Genomic DNA, 272 nt, shown 5'->3' with positions numbered 1-272 from the left:
TATCTGGAAAAGATCGGCTGGATCCAAACCAGTGAACCGATTCCTCAATCAGGAGCATATAGCAATCCGCGAGTATCCTTCGACGGCAAGTATTGGTATGTGTCTATTGGTATCAGGCACGAGCAAGAGAAGTCCGAACTGACGGACGAGGTAATCGGTATAGACGTGGGCATTAAGGAATTGGCGGTATGCAGCAACGGAATGGTGTTCAAGAACATCAACAAGTCTGCCGCCGTAAGAAAGGTGGAGAAACGCTTGCGTCGGTTGCAGCG

At 49.6% G+C, this 272-nt stretch carries 1 pseudogene; it reads left to right on the top strand.

Annotation, left to right across the window (positions count from 1 at the left end):
* Positions 1-272: pseudogene (locus tag FS806_RS26015) on the top strand (RNA-guided endonuclease InsQ/TnpB family protein); the annotation flags it as partial.

The organism is Paenibacillus sp. 32O-W (assembly GCF_007679495.1).
Lineage (GTDB): Bacteria > Bacillota > Bacilli > Paenibacillales > NBRC-103111 > Paenibacillus_L > Paenibacillus_L residui.
Note: the sequence above shows the minus strand (reverse complement) of the source record. Positions and strands in the feature narration are given on the sequence as shown.